The 19828-nt window shown below is 38.3% G+C and carries 15 protein-coding genes; 11 read left to right on the top strand and 4 right to left on the bottom strand.

The genetic code is table 11. The features are described from left to right. The first annotated feature begins 442 nt into the window (after nucleotides 1–442). Entirely contained in the window at nucleotides 443–1342 is a 900-nt protein-coding gene (locus BM179_RS00005) for a helix-turn-helix domain-containing protein (RefSeq protein WP_092010272.1), read from the top strand. A gap of 64 nt (nucleotides 1343–1406) precedes the next feature. Here BM179_RS00005 and BM179_RS00010 read toward each other — a convergent pair whose 3' ends face one another. Continuing rightward, entirely contained in the window at nucleotides 1407–1766 is a 360-nt protein-coding gene (locus tag BM179_RS00010) for a TfoX/Sxy family protein (protein WP_092010275.1), read from the bottom strand. Nucleotides 1767–1973: 207 nt separating this feature from the next. On the opposite strand from BM179_RS00010, the gene BM179_RS00015 reads away from it, so the two are divergent. From BM179_RS00015 to BM179_RS00050, 8 genes are all read left to right on the top strand, one after another. After that, nucleotides 1974–2531, top strand: coding sequence for a carboxymuconolactone decarboxylase family protein (locus BM179_RS00015; RefSeq protein ID WP_092010278.1), 558 nt, complete (start codon nucleotides 1974–1976; stop codon nucleotides 2529–2531). Nucleotides 2532–2587: 56 nt separating this feature from the next. Then, the gene (locus BM179_RS00020) at nucleotides 2588–3496 is read left to right on the top strand and encodes an alpha/beta fold hydrolase (protein WP_092010281.1); all 909 of its coding nucleotides are present in this window, start codon (nucleotides 2588–2590) and stop codon (nucleotides 3494–3496) included. A 294-nt stretch (nucleotides 3497–3790) separates the two neighbouring features. Then, entirely contained in the window at nucleotides 3791–4432 is a 642-nt protein-coding gene (locus BM179_RS00025; RefSeq protein ID WP_218159126.1) for a TetR/AcrR family transcriptional regulator, read from the top strand. Between the two features lie 158 nt (nucleotides 4433–4590). Next, nucleotides 4591–5715, top strand: a complete 1125-nt coding sequence (locus BM179_RS00030) for an efflux RND transporter periplasmic adaptor subunit (RefSeq protein WP_092010286.1) — start codon at nucleotides 4591–4593, stop codon at nucleotides 5713–5715. Nucleotides 5716–5742: 27 nt separating this feature from the next. Next, nucleotides 5743–8910, top strand: coding sequence for an efflux RND transporter permease subunit (locus BM179_RS00035; RefSeq protein WP_092010289.1), 3168 nt, complete (start codon nucleotides 5743–5745; stop codon nucleotides 8908–8910). After that, nucleotides 8903–10366: an efflux transporter outer membrane subunit gene (locus BM179_RS00040; protein ID WP_092011894.1), complete on the top strand. Its 1464-nt coding sequence runs from the start codon at nucleotides 8903–8905 to the stop codon at nucleotides 10364–10366. The genes BM179_RS00035 and BM179_RS00040 overlap by 8 nt, the downstream gene beginning before the upstream one ends. 228 nt (nucleotides 10367–10594) lie before the next feature. Further along, nucleotides 10595–11299 (top strand): dioxygenase family protein, encoded by a 705-nt coding sequence (locus tag BM179_RS00045; protein WP_092010291.1) that lies wholly within the window; start codon nucleotides 10595–10597, stop codon nucleotides 11297–11299. 40 nt (nucleotides 11300–11339) lie between these two features. Beyond that, a complete protein-coding gene (locus BM179_RS00050; RefSeq protein WP_143095100.1) occupies nucleotides 11340–12086 on the top strand; it encodes a pirin family protein in 747 nt (248 codons plus the stop codon). Between the two features lie 1283 nt (nucleotides 12087–13369). On the opposite strand, the gene BM179_RS00055 is transcribed toward BM179_RS00050, so the two are convergent. Continuing rightward, nucleotides 13370–14314 carry a diacylglycerol/lipid kinase family protein gene (locus tag BM179_RS00055; protein WP_229632863.1) on the bottom strand — a complete coding sequence of 315 codons (945 nt, stop codon included), beginning with the start codon at nucleotides 14312–14314 and terminating at the stop codon, nucleotides 13370–13372. Between BM179_RS00055 and BM179_RS00060 the strand changes: the two genes are divergently transcribed. Together BM179_RS00060 and BM179_RS00065 are read left to right on the top strand one after the other, a co-directional pair. After that, nucleotides 14309–15370 (top strand): App1 family protein phosphatidate phosphatase, encoded by a 1062-nt coding sequence (locus BM179_RS00060; RefSeq protein WP_229632864.1) that lies wholly within the window; start codon nucleotides 14309–14311, stop codon nucleotides 15368–15370. The two genes, BM179_RS00055 and BM179_RS00060, sit on opposite strands and share 6 nt — an antisense overlap. A 300-nt stretch (nucleotides 15371–15670) precedes the next feature. Next, a complete protein-coding gene (locus tag BM179_RS00065; RefSeq protein WP_092010295.1) occupies nucleotides 15671–17149 on the top strand; it encodes a sulfatase family protein in 1479 nt (492 codons plus the stop codon). 43 nt (nucleotides 17150–17192) lie between these two features. Here the strand turns inward: BM179_RS00065 and BM179_RS00070 are convergent, their stop codons facing one another. Both BM179_RS00070 and BM179_RS00075 read right to left on the bottom strand, forming a co-directional pair. Continuing rightward, a complete protein-coding gene (locus BM179_RS00070; RefSeq protein WP_092010298.1) occupies nucleotides 17193–18392 on the bottom strand; it encodes a DUF4249 domain-containing protein in 1200 nt (399 codons plus the stop codon). A gap of 44 nt (nucleotides 18393–18436) precedes the next feature. Next, a complete protein-coding gene (locus BM179_RS00075; protein WP_177219257.1) occupies nucleotides 18437–19825 on the bottom strand; it encodes an outer membrane protein assembly factor BamB family protein in 1389 nt (462 codons plus the stop codon). Nucleotides 19826–19828: the final 3 nt, after the last annotated feature.

The following is a 19828-nucleotide window of genomic DNA, read 5'->3' on the forward strand; positions in this document are numbered from 1 at the left end:
GTCCTTTAATCGAACCATATAGGAATTGAAACGTTTAATACAGTTTCCGCATTATTTGAGTCAACAGCCTTTAATCGAACCATGTAGGAATTGAAACGTATATGAACAGGAAGGTGTTTTTGTATGGGCAATACCTTTAATCGAACCATGTGGAATTGAAATAGATAAGCAGATAAATCCATGTTACGATATTTCATTTCCTTTATTCACCTTAAAGATGCCGGAATGATCCGGGAACAGATTAGAATATATTGAAGAGGAACTGAAAAATCCTTTTCCTTGTTGTGAACCATTAAAAGCCTACCTAGGATTGCACTGCTCTTTTCCGGCAATTTTAATTACAAAATTTAATACAATATTTGCATTTCGGTTTAAATAAAATAAGATTATCCGGACACTTTTTATCAATCTGTCTGATACCATTTTCTCATTAATACAATTTATGACATCCTCTCATCAGAATTATACGCTCCTCAATCCTCAGAGTGGAGAACCGGATTTTAAAATTCTATGCAAGATCGATTTTAATCCGTTTATGAATCTTACCAGATTAAATTATTTTACAATCGTTTGGATACAGGAGGGAGAAGGAGAGTTAAAAGCAGACTTTGCGAGCTACGATTTTTCGGCAAAAACTATGATGTTTTTTACGCCTTATCAGCCTTTTCTGATGAATTTTAAGGGAGAAATTAAAATCAGCATAATTCATTTTCATACAGATTTCTTTTGTATTCTGAAACATCAGAAAGAGGTTTCATGCAACGGACTTTTGTTTAATAACATCTACGAACCGCCTTTTATCGTATTAAATGGCCCGGAAGAACTTTCTCTTGATATTTTGCTGGATCAAATGGTTGATGGGATTCAACAAAGTGAACTGGCACAGCATGATCTTCTGATTTCTTATCTGAAAATATTTCTCATACAAACTTCCAGAATTAAAGTTAATCAGACCGCAACAACTCAAAAAGATCAGGATGCGGAAGAACCGTTTATATTACAAAACCTGAAAAACCACATAGAAACCTATTATCGGACCAAGCACTCGCCGAGCGAATATGCAGATATTCTCAGTATTACGCCAAAAGCGTTGGGAAGAATTACCAAAAAACATTTCAATAAAACACTTTCTGATCTCATTCAGGAACGTATTATTATGGAGGCCAAAAGAGAATTATATCTCACCAATAAAGCCGTAAAAGAAATAGCGTATGAATTAGGTTTTGAAGATGAGTATTATTTCAGCAGATTATTTAAGAAAAATGCCGACGTTTCCCCTCAGATTTATCGTAAAACTGTTGGTTTTGATCAGGCCAGAAAACTAATGATTGACCTTTCCTGATTTTTAATTCCCGATGGTATATCCCGGAGCTTTTGTGATTTTAATTCCTAGATGGTTCGATTCGTTATTTCTTTTTACTTTTTTGAGCAGAGGGATTAAAATCCAGACATAGCTGTAGCCAGTACATTAAATCCTTATTGCTTTTAAAACCACTTTCTATAACAAACAAATATCCCCTTATTGTCCTTCCGGTAGAGTCCATAGGAATGCAATCGTCTCGTTCAATCGCCGTTTCATAAGCCTTTTCTCCGATCCGGCATAGTAAAAGACTTTCATCTGTCCTTTTATCTATACGGGTTCCGCAGCACATTTTGTCATCTACCATGAAACACAAACCGCTAAACATTTTCTTTTCAGAAAAGGCTACGCCTTTGTCGTACAAAATTTGTCTGATCCGTTGAGCAATATCTTCATTAAATGCCATAACCTTTATTTTTATCTGAAGTTTTAAGCGTTGTTTTCTGAAATTAAACCCCTTTTCAGTAATAAAATGGATCAGCTATGTCCTCAAATTAATGTTTTGGGAAATTCGTCCATCTATTGACGTAATCTCTTCATTCTTTTGCCTCTTTGATTGTAGCAACTTTGTAATGTCAAATTTAAACAGTTAAACAAATAAAAACATAAGACAATGCAAAGAATATCAGCCATCGCCCCCGAAAATGCTACCGGAAAAAATCAGGAACTTTTCACAAAAGTTAAAGCCAAATTTGGCGGAGTACCAAATATTATGAGAACAATGGCAGCTTCTCCTGCTGTACTGGATGCTTATCTTTCTTTTAACGGAGCTTTATCTTCAGGTTCCATCGGCGGTAAATTGGGAGAGAAACTCGCTCTTTTTATCGCAGAAAAAAACAATTGTGATTACTGTCTTGCTGCTCATTCGACAATAGGCAAAAATGTAGTAAAACTTGATGAAGCGACTATCCTCGGTGCACGTCAGGGACATACCAATGATGACAAAACAAATGCAGCACTTCATTTTGCCGGACAATTGATTGATAAAAAGGGTTTGGTTAACGATGAGGACGTGCAGTCTGTAATTGCCGCTGGCTACACTGAAGGAGAAGTAGCCGAAATCGTTGCCCATGTTTCCCTGAATATCTTCACTAATTATTTCAATAATACTGCTAAAACGGTTGTTGATTTCCCTGTTGCTCCGGTTTTATCAGAAGTTGCAGGAAATTAATAATGATCAGAATAAAACACACTAAACAACTGAAAATCAAATAAACTTATCAGAAAATGAAAGCTTTCGTAAAATCAGCAATGTTAACGGGATTGATGTTATTTGTTTCACTGTCAGTGATTTATGCACAAAATAAAGGCGTTTTGCAAAATGAAGCAAGAAGTGAATATATTGAAGTGGCCAAAAATGTTAAACTTCATATTACAGACCAGGGTTCCGGTAAAACTATTGTTTTAATCCACGGATGGCCATTGAGTGATGCGATGTATGAGTATCAGGAATTAATTCAGAAAGGTTTCAGAGTGATCGGAATTTCATTGAGGGGTTTTGGTAAAAGTGATAAACCTTATGGCGATTACAATTATGATGTTTATGCGAAAGATATTGATGCCGTATTGAATAAACTTGACCTTCATCATGTCACGCTGGGTGGTTATTCAATGGGAGGAGCGATATCAATTCATTATACTGCGGTTTATAATAAAGGAAGAGTAACCAAACTGGCATTATTTGGTGCTGCGGGTCCGAGTTGGACGCAGAAACCCGGTTATCCTTATGGCTTTTCAAATGAAGAGGTAAATGACTTAATCCAGTTAAGCAGAACTGATCGTCCGAAATTACTTCAGAATTTTGGTAAAATATTTGGCGCTACTGAAACTTCAATTAATCCGGGTTTAGGAAACTGGTTAGGAGGGATCAATCTGGAGGCTTCGCCATATGCTACTACGCAGAGTCTGATTGCCTTACGTGATGCTGATCTTCGTCCGGACCTGGCTAAAATTAATATCCCAACTGCAATTTTTCATGGAGTGCAGGATAAAATCTGTTCTTTTTCTCTGGCGGAACAAATGCATCTGGGCATTAAAAATTCGTACATTGTCAGATTTGAACAAAGCGGTCATGGGTTGTTTGTTGAGGAAAGAGAAAAATTCAATCAGGAATTAATAACTTTTGCCAATAAATAATCAAAATCAATCTGATTTGACAAAGGGGCTGAAATCTGTTTTGCAGGTTTCAGCCTCTTTGTGATATAATCCTCAGAATGAATGAGTAAGTACATGAAAATACTTCAAAATGTATAGGGTAAAACAACAGATAAAGACTAGCTTATCGGATATTCTGAGCGAATGATTTAATAGAAATATTGTACTTTATGGGGGATTTGTTGTATAAATAAAATTATATTTTGAAAAATTGAAAATACTTGTTCTAAAATTTTTTTATTAATAACAGGTCATCTACATTTGTTTCACTTAACAGTGTTAAATCATTTAAGTTATGTAAATGAAAGGCCATTAGTAATGGGGAGTAAAGAAAGAATAATACGCTTAAAAGAGGAAACCAGAACGAATATTCTGGAAGCTGCCTGTCAAATTGTAAAGAATGAGGGCTGGCAGGCTTTGAGTATGCGTAAGATTGCAGATTTAATTGAGTACACCGCCCCGATTATCTACGAGTATTTCGCTAACAAAGATGCTATTCTTCAGGAACTTACGAGAAGAGGTTACTGTATTTTGTCCCAAAGCCTTGAATTAGCAAGGAGAGAGCATGAAGACCCGGCTCAGCAGCTGGAAGCCATGTGGCTGGCTTACTGGAATTTCGCCTTTGCCGAAAAAGAATTTTATCAGTTGATGTTTGGTGTGGAAGTAAACTGTTGCGTCATGCAAAAGTCCTGTCCTGAGTTGGAAACACCAGGTATGCTGATTAACTCTGTAATCCGTGAAGTGATGAAAGAACAGAATCCTACAGATGAAATTATATACCAGAAATATTATACTTTTCTTTCTGTAGTGCATGGATTGGTTTCAATTAACATTGTGGGGAATGGTCTGTCTGACCAGATTAACAACCAGATCCTGAAAGATGCCATTGGAGGTATTATCAGGTCTATTAAATCCTAGTCTCAATTTTTTTTATCTCTTACTTAACGGTGTTAAATAATTTTTAATTGTTAAAAGTTCTAAATACTATCGTTAATTCTTAAACAAACCGCAATCAGTTCTGAATACTGATTTTTTATTAATCATTATTTAACATCGTTAAACAATTTAATAACGTTATGAAATATTTATCATTAGCCATCATCGTTTTTTTATATGGGTGTGCCCCGAAACAGGAACAGGCAGGTACGCCTCCTCCTCAGGCTTTGCCAGTTATCAGTATAAATGCCGCTTCAGTAACGACAAGTCTTGATTACCCTGCTTCTATTGAAGGAAAAGTAAATGTTGAAATCAGACCACAGGTGGATGGATACCTTGACAAAATTTTTGTAGATGAGGGGGCTTTTGTAACAGCAGGAAAACCCTTGTTTAAAATAAATGAACAGCCTTACAGAGAGCAGCTTAACAGTGCAAATGCTGCACTCCATTCGGCAGAAGCTTCTGTAATTAATGCTCAGCTGGAAATAGACAAATTAACTCCTCTTGTGCAAAATAAAGTGGTTTCGGATATTCAGCTGAAAACGGCAAAAGCTGCTTACAGTGTAGCTGCAGCCAATGTGGAGCAGGCAAAAGCACAGGTAGCGGCCGCCCGGATTAACCTTGGTTATACTTTAATCAAAGCCCCTGTAAGTGGTTATATCGGCAGGTTACCTAAAAAACAGGGAAGTCTTGTGTCAAGAACAGATCCTCAGGCCTTAACAAATCTTTCTGATGTACATGAGGTACTTGCGTATTTTTCATTCGGCGAGAATGATTTTATCAGTTTCAAACAGCAATATCCTGGCAATACCCTTGAGGAAAAGCTTAAAAGTTTACCGGATGTATTACTTGTGCTGGCAGATAATACAGTTTACCAGGAAAAAGGGAGAATTGACATAATTGATGGTCAATTCGATAAGAATACAGGTGCAATAACGGTAAGAGCCAAATTCCCGAATACCAAAGGACTTCTCCGTTCAGGAAATACCGGAAAGATCAGATTGAGCCTGAAACATAATAATGCCTTACTGGTGCCTCAGTCAGCAACTGTTGAAATGCAGGATAAAGTCTTCGTATATGCTGTAGGGAAAGACAACAAGGTTAGCAAACAGCCAGTTACAGTGGGTGGAAAAAATGGTACTGATTACCTGGTAACTGGTGGTGTAAAACCAGGTGACAGAATCGTATTCAGCGGATTAGATCATTTACACGAAGGTGAGGAAATCCATCCTGAAAAATTAAGTAATGATAATCTTAATAAGTAAAGAATCATCTTTTAAACCGAATAAATCATGTTTAAAATATTTATACAAAGACCTGTATTAGCCACCGTTATTTCGATATTACTCGTAATATTGGGTGTGCTGGGTCTCTCCAGATTACCCTTGCAGCAGTTCCCCGACATTGCTCCTCCTGCTGTTCAGGTAACTGCTTTATACCCCGGTGCCAATGCTGAAACTGTATTACGTTCGGTAGCTCCTTCTCTGGAAGAGTCAATTAATGGGGTAGAAAATATGAGCTATATGAGCTCAACTGCCAGTAATGATGGTTCTCTTGTAATAACAGTGTATTTCAAACTTGGTACCAATCCTGACCAGGCTGCAGTGAATGTTCAGAACAGGGTGGCGCAGGCAACCAGTCAGTTGCCGGCAGAGGTTGTTCAGGCTGGTATTACTACTGCCAAGCAACAAAACAGTCTGATTATGGTGGTGGATCTTTATACCGAAGATGAAAAGAGTTATGACCAGACTTTTATGGCAAACTATGCCTATATTAACCTTATCCCTGAAATCAAAAGGATTCAGGGGGTCGGACAGGCCATGGTTTTTGGAGGTAGCAAGGATTACTCTATGCGTGTCTGGCTTAATCCGGCGCAAATGACCAGCTATCACCTTACTCCGAATGAAGTAATGGCAGCAATTCAGGATAAAAACCTTGAAGCAGCACCCGGTAAGTTCGGAGAAAGCAGTAAGGTTGCTTTTGAATATGTCATTAAATATAAAGGAAAACTGACTCAACCTTCAGATTATGAGAATATTGCCATCCGCTCTAATGCCGATGGTTCAGTACTGAGACTGAAAGATGTTGCGAGAGTTGAATTTGGGGCATATACCTATTCAAGTAAGACCAGGATTAATGGTAAACCCGGGATAGATCTGGCAGTAGTACAATTAGCAGGTTCAAATGCCAATGAAATTCAGATTGAAATCAGCAAATTCATGGAAAAAGCGGCACTTAATTTTCCCAAAGGTGTCAAATATGATATTCTGTACAGTACAAAAGTGGCTTTGGACCAGTCGATCGAACAGGTTAAGCATACCTTGATTGAGGCGTTTATTCTGGTATTTATCGTAGTGTTTATTTTTTTACAGGATTTCAGATCGACGCTTATTCCGGCCATTGCCGTTCCCGTTGCTATCATTGGTACATTCTTCTTTATGCAGTTATTTGGATTTTCAATCAACCTGCTGACACTTTTTGCTTTAGTACTGGCAATCGGTATTGTAGTTGATGATGCGATTGTCGTCGTTGAGGCTGTTCATGCCAAAATGGAGCATAAACACTTGTCTCCCAGGAATGCCACAGTTGCAGCAATGCAGGAAATAACGGGTGCTATTATCTCAATTACACTGGTAATGTCTGCGGTATTTCTTCCGGTAGGTTTTATGGAAGGTTCAACAGGGGTCTTTTACCGGCAATTTGCCTTTACACTGGCCATCGCCATTGTAATTTCAGCAATCAATGCGCTTACTTTAAGTCCGGCTTTAACCGCCTTACTTTTGAAAGATAATCACAGCGGAGATGCTGAGAACTTTGCGAAAAAAACCTTTACTCAAAAGTTTTTTACAGGATTTAATACAGCATTTGATGCTTTGACGAATAAATACGTAAATAGTCTTAGGTTTTTGGTTCGCAACAGATGGTTGTCATTAGGTGGTTTGGCATTGGTAGTTGTTACGACGCTTTGGATGATAAAAAGAACACCTACAGGATTTATTCCTTCTGAGGATCAGGGATTTATTGCTATTTCCTTGTCTATGCCAGCGGGGGCTTCTCTCGATCGGACTACTGAAGTGATCCGTCAGGTTGAACAACAGTTACAGCCCATGGAATCGACCAGGCTGCTTAACGCTCTTTCAGGATTTAATATTCTGACGCAGTCAACCAGTCCTTCTTCCGGAGTATGTTTTGTACTACTTAAGCCAACGAAAGAAAGAGGTAAAGAAAAGGATATTAATAACATTATGAATACGATAAGAGGTAAACTTGCCACAATCAAAGAAGGTAGTTTCTTCGTATTTACTTTCCCGACTGTACCAGGTTTCAGTAATGTGGATGCGCTTGATTTCGTATTACAGGATCGTTCGGGAGGAAAGCTTGACAAGTTCAGCAACGTGACTAATAATTTCATCGGAGAGTTAATGAAGCGTAAGGAAATTGCAGTGGCTTTTACCGCATTTAAAGCAGATTACCCACAGCTTGAGTTGCAGATTGATGATGAAAAAGCCAATCAGCTTGGCGTAAGTGAAAGAGAAATCCTTCAGACTATGCAGGCCTATTTTGGGAGTGTTCAGGCTTCCGATTTCAATCGTTTTGGTAAATATTACCGGGTAATGGTTCAGGCGGATATAACAGAACGCTCAGACCCGACTGCCATCGACAAAGTTTTCGTTAAGAACAAAATGGGTAACATGGTTCCTATAGGTACTTTAGTGAAACTGAAAAGAGTTTACGGGTCAGAAACTGCCTCCCGCTATAACCTGTTCAATTCGATCGGAATCAATGCTATTGCCAAACCTGGATTTAGTTCCGGAGACGCTATCAGAGCAGTGGAAGAAGTTGCCAAAGAGAAACTTCCTTCAGGATATTCGTATGAGTTTTCCGGAATGACCAAAGAAGAAATCACTTCCGGCGGACAATCAGTGATTATTTTCAGTTTGTGTCTGGTGTTTGTATATTTCTTATTATCAGCGCAATATGAAAGCTATCTTCTGCCATTGTCAGTAATTCTTTCAATTCCTACGGGTATTTTCGGGGTATTTCTGGCAATTGGAATGACTGGTATCGAAAATAACATTTATGTACAGGTTGCCCTGGTCATGCTGATTGGATTACTGGCCAAAAATGCGATTCTGATTGTTGAATTTGCCGTACAGCGAAGAAGGGCCGGAAAATCATTATTGGCTTCTGCCCTGGAAGCTGCCAAACTAAGATTAAGACCTATCATCATGACTTCTCTTGCCTTTGTGGTAGGATTAATCCCGATGATGAGTGCAACAGGTCCTTCTGCTTTTGGTAATCACTCCATCAGTATCGGGGCGGCCGGAGGAATGGTTACAGGTGTTATACTTGGTCTGTTTATCATTCCGGTTTTGTTCATCATCTTTCAATATTTACAGGAAAAAATTAGCAACAAACCTGTTGCTGCAGTTCATCATGAAGAACCAGAATATGTTTAATAAATCCCCGGAACCTCAGACAATTGAGGTATCCGGCGGAAAAATAAAAAAGTATCTTACCGGTATTGCTTTTCTGACAGTGCTTATCGTTGCTGACGCCTGTAGAGTGTCCCAAAACCTGGAAATACCAAAAGCAGATGTACCTGTATCGTTCAGAAATTCTGCTTCAAATGATTCCGGTAGTGTAGCGAATCTTCCCTGGAAAAGCTTTTTCCCGGATGTTACACTTCAGCAACTGATTGATAGTGCCGTTGTGAAAAATTATGATATGCAGCTTGCTGTGAAAAATATTGAGGCAGCGCAGTTAATTTTTAACCAGACCAAATGGAGTTATTTCCCGGATGCAAGGGTACAGCTGACAGGAGGCTCTAATCGCCCTTCTGATAACAGTCTTAATGGAATCAGTGCAAGTCAGTTTTTAGGGACAAGACACATTGAAGATTTTACAACAAGTATCAATCTCTCCTGGGAAGCCGATATCTGGGGTAAAATCAGAAATCAGAATGCGAGAATTCTTGCGGAATTTCTCCAGACAGATGAAGCCAGAAAAGCGGTACAAACCAGGCTTGTCGCAGGAGTTGCACAAGGATATTTCAATTTGCTGATGCTTGACGAACAGCTTGCTATTGCCAAAAGAAATTTTGCGCTTAATGATAGCACCCTACAGATTATACGTTTGCAGCATCAGGCCGGACAGGTAACATTACTGGCTGTGCAGCAGGCGGAGGCTCAGCAGTTGGTAGCTGCCGGATTGGTACCGCAACTGGAACAGAATATCATTATTCAGGAAAATGCTTTGAAGGTCTTAACAGGGGCATTACCGGATAAAATTGAAAGAAATGCCGGATTTAATGCTTTAACCGTTCCGGAAAATCTTTCTGCCGGAATCCCTTCTTCGCTTGTAGGCAGGAGACCTGATGTAAGGAGTAATGAATTAGCTTTAAATGTGGCAAATGCAAAAGTAGGCGTGGCTAAGGCAAATATGTATCCTTCACTGACAATTACTGCTGCGGGTGGTATTAACTCTTTCAAAGCAAGTAACTGGTTTAATATTCCGGCTTCATTGTTTGGAACAGCAGCGGCAGGAATTGCCCAGCCCGTATTCATGAAAAAGCAATTGCAGACACAATATCAGGTGGCATTGGTTGAAAGAGAGAAAACGGTACTTTATTTTAAACAATCCGTTCTCAATGCAGTAGGAGAGGTTTCTGATGCACTGGTGAAAATTGAAAAATTAAAAGTACAGCAGGATATTACGGCAAATCGAGTTAATACTTTACAACAGGCTATTCCTAATGCAGATATGTTATTTAAAAATGGCATGGCAACCTATCTTGAGGTGATTAATGCACAAAGCAATGTGCTGCAGAGTGAATTGGAACAGTCTTCCATAAAAAGAGCCCGCTTAAGTGCAATGGTTGATCTTTATCGTTCGCTTGGCGGAGGTTGGAAATAGATAAATTTTGTCTGGGTATTTAAGAACATCGTGGAGGTATATACTTTCACGATGTTTTCTTTTTTATTTTCGGATAAGATATTGATGATTCACCGATAAAAAGAGGCGATTCATCCCTAAACTTTCCTGTCCTGGCAATATTTGAGGTTAAAATGCTGTATTCTGATATAGATAATGTGGAAGTTATCAGTCATTATGTACTCAATTTAAACTTCAGATAATTAATTTATGGATCGTAAAGAATTTCTCCAAAAAGGATTCAGCAGTATTTTAGGACTGGCAATGGCAATACCAGCTTTTGATTCATGTAAAACCGAAGCAGATGTGACCGGAACCACCGCTACAACAGGAACCTGTACATCCTATCCGGTAAAAGAAGAAGGACCTTTTCCTACAAAAGTACCCTCATCTTTTGTTTTGAAAGATATTCGTTCTGACAGAACCGGAGTTCCGTTTACAATAAATGTTATCGTCCAGAACAAAAACAAAAATTGTACGGCATTGGATGGTGTTATTTTTGATATCTGGCATTGTGATAAAGACGGAAATTATTCAGAATATGGTGGAAGCGGAATGCAGTCGGTTGATTATACCAAAGTAGATTTTTTAAGAGGAAGACAGACCACAGATTCCACTGGCCAGGTAACTTTTACTTCGATTTATCCGGGTTGGTACTCAGGAAGAGCGCCGCATTTTCATGTCCATGTTTATACAGCAAGCGGTACTTCTTTGCTGATAACACAGGTAGGTTTTCCGGAAGATATTAATAATACAGTTTATACTACTTCAAATCTCTATACCAGAGGAAAGCAGGATACATCTAATAGTGCAGATCATGTATTTTCGGGATCAACAGACATTTTGATCGCAAAAATGACCGGAAGTATGTCAGCAGGTTATGTATTGAATCATACCATTGTGGTTAGTGCCTGATCAGATTACTTTGGTGAAATTAAACGAATCTCTCAAAACTATGAAAAACGGAAGTATGGTTACCCGGACAGATGCAGCAATTTATTTATCGGAGCAAAGAGGATGTACACAGCTAGAGTCATCCAAAAGCCTGCATACTTTTAATTTTAGGAACTATTTTGATGAAAGCAAAAAGGCCTTCGGAACTTTGCAGGTAATAAATGATGATACTCTGAGGCCGGGAGCCGGCATGAAAATGCAGGTAAAATATAACGCAGAAGTTATCATTATACCTGTTATAGGTGGACTGGAATATAAAAACGATCTGGTACTGGAAGGATTTGTCGAAGCAGGGGAGATTCTGGTTTTTTCAGCGGTAAAAGGGATGGAGTATGAAATAATCAATCCTTATGAAAATGAACTGATAAATTTTATTCAGATCTGGCTGAGGAATGATCAACCTGTTTTTGTGCCGGATATGCAATCCATAAGAATCGATTTAAGCAGAAAAAATAACCTTTTACCTGTTTTTTCAGGAACAGGAAATGGCATTTCCATTCAGCAGGATACCTCCGGATGGATTGGTAAATATATTGGAAGAGAAGAAGGACAATATGTGGTCAGGAATCCTGAAAATGGTATTTTTATTTTTGTAATCAGTGGTGTTTTCGAAGTAGAAGACCGGCTTCTTCATGCCAAAGACGGACTTGCTTTAAAGAATACAGACGCTGTTGAATTTGAGGCGCTATCTAATGATGCAATTATTATGGTGATGGAAATAGGAAATTCGGGGTTTTCGAATGACTGAATTTTGTGTAAAAAATGATAAAATGCTGAGTTTGGATTTATTGAAATAATACCTCAGTTTTCCTGAAAATACAGTTCAGTTTTATATATAGGGATATATAATATATTACTGAAATCGCAAAAACGATAAAATATTCATTTTTCTCCTTATTTTTGATACCGAATAATAAGATTTTTCTCTTTTTATTATGGAAATAAGAATTAAAAATTGTAATTTCGCATAGTGCGTTGAAGATATGAGAATTAAGTTTCTTTTCTCAGAATAAATTTTACTATCGTATAGTGCTTTACGTAAAAGATGTTTTTCTTCAATTGAACTTGCTCAACGAAACCTTGCATAAAACTTACCATTCCAAACATCTGAAAACCTGAATCTGTTATAAGCTTTAAGGCTTATATTGTTTGGGCGGAATTCTGGAAATTAAAGGGTAAATTTAAGGCAGGCCGCAAATGAATAAGATAGTATTTTTTGCGTTCGTATCAAAAACAAGACTATTAAGTAAGAATTTGGCACTTTTTTTTAAATAGAGTACAAATTTCTTAACTTTACGATAATAATAGGTGTAGAACTATTAATTAAGCTTGCCCTGTCGGTTTCCGATAGGGCAACTTTTTTTATAACCCTTTCCGGTATCGAAAGATATCTTATTTATCGAAAACATTAGTTTCTTTCGAAAACAGACCTTCAGATTATTCCATTCGCTTTTTCTCTGATTGAATCTTAAAACTTATTACGCAAAAAAGCCCAGCCAAAGCTGAGCTAGCAGGACCAGCACAGGTTTTACAATTGAAGTAAATTAACCTTTTCGGATGGTCTGGTTTAAGATTTTAGTGTTCAAATATAATGAAATTTTTAAAAAACAAAGAGACTTACAGGAAATTGATAAGAGCCTGTAAATGGTTGAATATGAATATTTTAAGTGATGGTTGGTAGGATTCGGTTTCCGAAGGGAATAAGTTGTGAGAATTTCAGAAAATTTATTTTCTGAAAACCTGAAAAATAGTTAAACCAAACGCTGAAAAATGAGTCAATTTAAGAAAAACAGAGAGACTGCCCAAAGAGAAAAGGATGCAGGATATTTTAGAAAGTCATCACAAAAACGGGTAAAATCTCATATCGCTGATAAATAATTGTCTGTCTTTGAACGGATAGAAGAATTTTAATTAAATATATACATGTAGAGCATTTTACAAGATTGCCTTGGCTGAATCAGCTAAGGCAACTTTTTGTTTTAAAGGCTTGCTGGTAATTTAATTGCCTGATTCTGATGCCTGATCAATTATTCAGGATTTTGGCGGTAAAATAATATTTAACACTTTCGGAAGTATTCTGGCATTTACCTCGTTTACTTTTCCCCTGAATTCTCCATCCACCTGAAAATGTGTTTTCCTTTTCGTGGAAATATTTATTTCTTTTGTCTGAAGAATTTCAATTTTTTTCGGATCAAAGGCTTTATGAGGAATCAACATTTTGAGAAGCTCCCAGAAAGATAATTTTCTTACAATCACTACTTCAAATTTTCCATCAGAAAGGTCTCCGTCAGGGTTTATTACAGCACCCGTTCCATATGTTCTGGCATTGGCAAAAACAATCATAAAGGCACTTCTGATAATTGTCTTCTCCTGCGACCGGATTTTACATTTAATGATTTGTTTGGTCATCAGTACTTTTAATACCATTCTGGCATAACCCCACATGCCTCTTTGCTGATCTTCTTCGAAATATTTAATCAATAAAGCATTTAAACCCAGATCACTCAGATGAATACAAATTTCCTGGTTGTTGATTTCAATGACATCAATTTTTCTGATTACCCCCTGTTCAATAATCCTGAGGGCTTCTTCCGGTTTTGCAGGAATGCCTAACTCTGTCGCAAGCCCGTTGGCAGAACCTGCCGGAAGAATTCCCAAAACAATTTTAGAATGAATAAGCTGCTCCGCAACCAGCTTTATCGTTCCGTCACCACCTACAGCAATTACTTTGTCTGGTTCAAAAGAAGTAATCGTTTCTTTCAAAGAGATTTCATCATCGATGCCATTTAACAGAATTATTTTTAAATTGTGCTGAGAATCTTTATAAAAGGTTTGTATCCCCTCTTTCCAATTAACGTTTTCGTTACCACCGGAGATAGGGTTTACTACAAAAAGTAATTTTAACATTCCGTCTTTCAGCATAATAGCATTATAAGCACCATAATAATTGAGTGTTCGCAGAAACTCTGTATGCAAACTACTAAATCCCGAGATACAATCAAACAAGTCCATCCTGATATACCCGGCTGGGAACGTAAAATCATGCGCTGGCTACGGCTCAGCAGGTCGCTTCAGGTAAAAGTATATCATGGATATGGCCATACCAAAAGTATGGTGGTATATGGTCATGTAATTTCACTGGGGCCTTCTCCAAGGAAAAAATATACAAACAGGTTATGGATTAACCTGTTTGCTTTAATCAGACTATTTATTGTAAGACCTGTAAAATATGTAAATGTCCGCCTGAAATGGGAAGGCAAGGTGATTCAGAGCAGAACCGATAAAGCAGGTTTTTTTAAACTGGAATGGAGTGCCGGGACAAAAGTGGCTTTTGGCTGGCATAAAATAAAAGTGGAAATGACTGATGATAAGGGCAATGTATTAAGTACCGGAGCGGGAAGTATTTTTATTCCGCATTCTACACAATTCGGCTTTATTTCAGATATTGACGATACTTTCCTGATTTCTCATTCTTCAGATTTATGGAAAAGACTGTATGTTTTGTTTACTAAAAATGCATTGAGCAGAATGCCCTTTGAAGGAGTTGTGGAACATTACAGGCTCCTCGCTCATGCGCATACCCCAAAGGAAGAACCCAATCCTTTCTTTTATGTTTCCAGCAGCGAATGGAATCTGTATGATTATATCCTCAAATTTACGGTAGTCAGGGAGCTGCCCCCGGGAGTCTTTTTACTCAGCCCTCTTAAACGTTTCTCTGAATTACTTAAAACCGGGCAAAACCGGCATTCCGGGAAATTTATGAGGATTTCGAGGATTTTGAAAGCTTTTCCAAAGCAGAAGTTTATTTTATTAGGCGATAGCTCTCAGCAGGATCCATATATTTATGCTTCTATTATAGACCATTTTCCAGGAAGAATACATGCTGTGTATATCCGCGATGTTCATCATAAAAATCAGTCGAAAGTAGAGGAAGTTTTGCTTAATCTGGAAAGTAAAGGAGTAACCTGCTGTTTCTTCCGGCACAGTTATGAAGCCATAATTCATTCCAGAAATATCGGCCTGATTGAATAAAATATTTAATAAAAGATGATTTGAGGATTGAATGAAAAGTTTAACACTGAATCGGCATAAAATAAATCTTAATCTTGTAACTTGGTTGCTCATTAATTAGAGTTCTGGTTTCTACACTTACGCTACACTCCTTAAGACGATTAAGCCATCAAAAATGAATTCCTGACCATTGGGGTTACCGGAAAAACTGACATTTCTCTTCAATGAAATGCATGGTTTCCGTGGGATGTCCATTGCCTTAATTATTTCAAATTTTCTCAACACCAGATTTTAATTTTCTAACTTAAACTTTATTCTGCTATGAGCTTTAATGAACGCTTAAAACGCCTCCCTTCAAAACCTGATTTAATTATTATCATTACAGATCAGGAACGTGCCACCCAGCATTTTCCCGATAACTGGGAACAGGATAATCTACATACCATGACTTTCCTGAAAAGACATGGTTTTACTTTTGAAAGAGCTTTCTGTAATTCCTGTATGTGTTCTCCAAGCAGAGCCACTTTATTTACCGGTACTTACCCGGCTCAACATGGTGTTACGCAAACCCTTACCTGGGGAGGGCGATATTCTCCCGGAGAAATAACACTTTCTCCGACGTATCCTAATCTTGCCAGAATGCTTCAGCCCGAAGGATATGATGTTCAATACCGGGGGAAATGGCATTTGAGTAAAGGTTTTACAGAAAATGGACTGACCGCCGCCGATATTGCCCTTTTTGGATTCAGAGGATGGCAGGCGCCGGATGCCGGAGAAGATACCAAACCTGAAAATTTCGGAGGAGGCTTTGCCAATCATGATGCCGATTATATTCAGCAGGGAATCGATTATCTCAAAGAGGTAAAAGAACGGAGAGCGCAGGGAGATTTTCGTCCCTATTGTCTGATTTTGTCGCTTGTAAATCCGCATGACGTATTAAGTTATCCGGATGGTGTACAATATGGTTATCTGCCCGTTACATATTCTTCCAGAGTAATTGATTTGCCTCAGACAGTAAATGAACATTTACTGGAAGCCCGGAAACCTAGTGCACAGTTTCAAACTAAAGTAGGCGCCGATGTGTTACTCGGACCTTTACCGACCGATGATAAAAAGTTGAATTATATTAATTTTTATGGTTATACCTTAAAAAGAATCGATACTCAAATAGGAACATTTGTCGATGAATTGTATAAAAAAGATAAGGCCAACCTTTCTGAATCTGCTATTGTGTTTCGCCTTTCCGATCATGGAGAAATGGGGCTTGCTCATGGAGGAATGCGCCAAAAAGCATTTAATACCTACGAGGAAACTTTGAGGGTGCCTTTTGTTATTTCTAATCCGGTATTATTTCCTGAACTGGATCCTGATAAATCGACATACAACCTTGCAACTTTAATCGATGTTATGCCAACTATTGCTTCAATAGCCGGCGTAGAAACGCCGCCAAGTGGTTTAAAAGGACATGATTTAACACCGCTAATAGCTTCAGGTAAGCCTGTTCAGGATTCAGTTTTATTCACTTTTGACGATACCAAGGCAAGTGCAAATAACACGATTTCTGCTGTCAAGGCTGCGAATCGTGTGAGGTGTATTCGTACAAAAGAGTGGAAATATTCTTATTATTTCCATGCATTGGGGAGCTACAAAACTGAATATGAATTATATGATCTGGTAAATGATCATTTGGAAAGTAATAACCTTGCCTACAATCCTGATTATGCTGTTAAAAGAGCAGAACTGGCAGCACAACTTCAGAACCTGGAAGAAACTTTATTGTTAATCCCGGCTAAGAAGTAAGTATAAAAAAGGCTTCGAAAACCTATTTTTCGAGGCCTTTTCTTTACGGCCAGCCAAGTGGTTTGGAGCAGGTTCTGTACTTACTCGGGACGCAGGTTGCTGATGAATGCGGATAATTTCCTACAGGTAAATTCGGGATTCTTTTATTAATCGAAAGAAACAGACCATTAAACCTTCCTCCGGTCGTATTCTGGCGATTCATATAATATTTTAACACGGATACCGATGAAGCGGAAAAATAACCGAAAGTATTTTCGTCAGGATTATTTATATTTTTCACATTCCCTGCCGTTGGAGCAGGAGGGGAGTCTGCCAGCGTTCCCGTATTTTGAGTCTGATCCTGTAAAATCTTATAATAACGGTAAGCCCCGGTAGTAATAGAATTTTGTCGTAAAGCAACAAGACAGGCATTGGATTGATTCAGGGGAATCTGAGCAATTAATTTGCCTTTTTGTGACTGACCATTTGTGAAAATATCAGAAGAAATGTTGATTTTGGTACTGTAAAAAATATCCCATGCCTGATCCATACAGGGATAGTCGAAAAAATTATAAGTATTAAGTGTCGGATCCTGAATACATTCTCCATAACTTCTGTTTCCTAAATCATAAAGTACATAATATCCTTGCTGACAGGTGGCACACCAATATTGTTCTTCCCAAAGCACCCAGTCCCATTTGTAGAAATTCTTGTCAGATACCGGATCATCGTAATCTATGTAAACATCATTGGTAGCAGTATATTCATATCTGACCGGATCATAAATGCCTTTCTGGTTAAAATTGTCGTATGCTTTTTTTATGTCAGGGCCTTTTACCATTATTTCTGCATTCGACTCATATTGAGCTCCTTCTGATGTTTTGAAACGTAGCTGATAACTGTTTCCCACCTTTCCGATAAAACCATCCGGTAACTGATAAGTACCATCCGCAACTTCATTGAGGGAGAAAGTTTCCTTTCCGTTGACAATTACTTCAACTTTAGCGTTGATTAATGGCTTTCGGGAAGCACTGTCGAATGTGATTGAAGTAACTTTGTCTGTACTTTTATATTTTCCGAGATTTGAACGGGAAAGGGTAATGGTTTGAGGTTCAGGTAAATCGGTGATATTTCCTTCAATCAGGATAATGGAAGTCCCTGAATCAATATTGATTGAATAAGGCTCCACACAGGACTGAAGGCTTATGAGTAATATGCCTGAAAACAAAATGAGTATATATAAATGATATTTCTTCAAAAACATGGTTTCTTTAATTTTAGGGGTAATCTTCTCATTTTTACATCAGATTACTGCTGAAGTCCGCTGATACCTGCATGATATACTTTTCCGTTTTTTCCCAATACACAAGGACTGGAATAAATGGTTCCTCCGGAAGTAAAAGACCATATCTGAGCTCCTGTTCCTGCATCGAGGGCATATAGTTTGAAGTCGATACTCCCGACGAAAAGCATGTCATTAACCAAAGCCGGGCTTGAAAAATCTCCGTCAGAAGGTTTTGAAAGTATCATTTCCCATTTCTTTAACCCTGTACTGTTATCCAGTCCATACAAACTCCCGTTATTGGCATTTACATAGAGCATATTCCCCTGAACCAGTGGTGATGAAGTGATCCAGTTGAGATTGCCAAAGGTTTTAAATTCCCATTTTTTGCTCCCGCTTAAAGCATCAAGCGCATATAAACTGCCATCTGTGCTTCCGGCAAATAAAGTATTGTTCAGAAATCCCGGACTTGATTCTATAAATCCTTTTGTAGCAAATTCCCACGTTTTCAGGCCTGTACGGGCATCCAGGGCATAAATCTTTTGGTCGGTGCTTGTTACATAAACCAATCCCCCCGAAATACAGGGATTCGAGACAATCGCGGCACCTGAAGTAAATTCCCAGATTTTTGTGCCGTTTTTGGCATTTAAAGCATAACATTTACCAAAACCATCTCCGAAATATACCAGGCCATTTGATACCGTCGGGCTGGACCTTACAAAACCTGCTGCTGAAAAACTCCATTTTTTTTCTCCGGTCAGCGCATCCAGTGCATAAAGTTTGTTTGTGCCCCCAAAATATATTATGCCATCTGTCACCATCGGTGTTGAATTGATTCCTGCATCTGTTCCGGGGTCCGGGTCAATGGAGAAATCCCATTTTTTTTCTCCGGTTGATGCTGAAAAAGCATAAAGTTTCCGGTCATTGCTTCCGATATAAACCAAACCATCGTTTAAAGTCGGACTTCCCAGAATATAACCTGCCGTACCGGCTTCCCATTTTTTCTGTCCTGTCAGAGCATATACTGCATACAATTTTCCGTTTGAACTTCCGATAAAAACAATATCAGAATTTTCCAGCTGCACAAAAACTTTATATTGCTGGGTACTTCCGTCTTTTGAAGTTACAGTGTACGAAACAGGTTTACTGAAATCCTGTGCCACTCCGGAGACCGGTGAAACGCTTGCATTGGCTGAAAGTGAAATTGAGGGAATGAGTTTACTAAGGTCTGTGCCGTCCGGCACATTGATGAAAATTGTATGCTTGAATCTGTCTATGGCAGCGTTTCCTAAACCCTGAAAAGAAAATCCTGTAATTTCCTTTACGCTGGTATCAGGTTCGACGCTTTTATCTTTACAGGCTATTGCCAGAAAGACCAGGAGACAGATGTTTATGAATATCTTTAATTTTTTCATGCT

This window comes from Pseudarcicella hirudinis (assembly GCF_900115665.1).
Lineage (GTDB): Bacteria > Bacteroidota > Bacteroidia > Cytophagales > Spirosomataceae > Pseudarcicella > Pseudarcicella hirudinis.